This window comes from Micromonospora sp. LOL_013, assembly GCF_048060315.1.
Taxonomy (GTDB): domain Bacteria; phylum Actinomycetota; class Actinomycetes; order Mycobacteriales; family Micromonosporaceae; genus Micromonospora_E.
Genome location: NZ_JBHMIQ010000135.1, coordinates 1 through 229 on the forward strand (window position 1 = coordinate 1; position 229 = coordinate 229).

1 pseudogene is annotated in these 229 nt (G+C 76.0%); it reads right to left on the bottom strand.

Annotated features, from left to right (window positions below):
• Positions 1 to 229: pseudogene (locus ACFHWS_RS28650) on the bottom strand (hypothetical protein); the annotation flags it as partial.

Consider the following 229-nt stretch of genomic DNA (forward strand, 5'->3'; position numbering starts at 1 on the left):
ACTCCTGCAGGGCGGTGGCGATGGCGACCACGGCGGCCCGCTCGTCCATGCCGGCCTTCTTGGTGGCGGCGATGATGCCCTTGACGTTGTCGGTCTGCTCGCCGGACAGGGTGATCCGGGACTGCTCGCCCTGCACGCCGTGCGGGGTCAGCGTGCCGGTGTCCACGCCGCCGGCGGCGGCCACGGGTGCGGCCAGGGCGGTGGGGGCGTGCTCGGCGGCCAGGGCGGG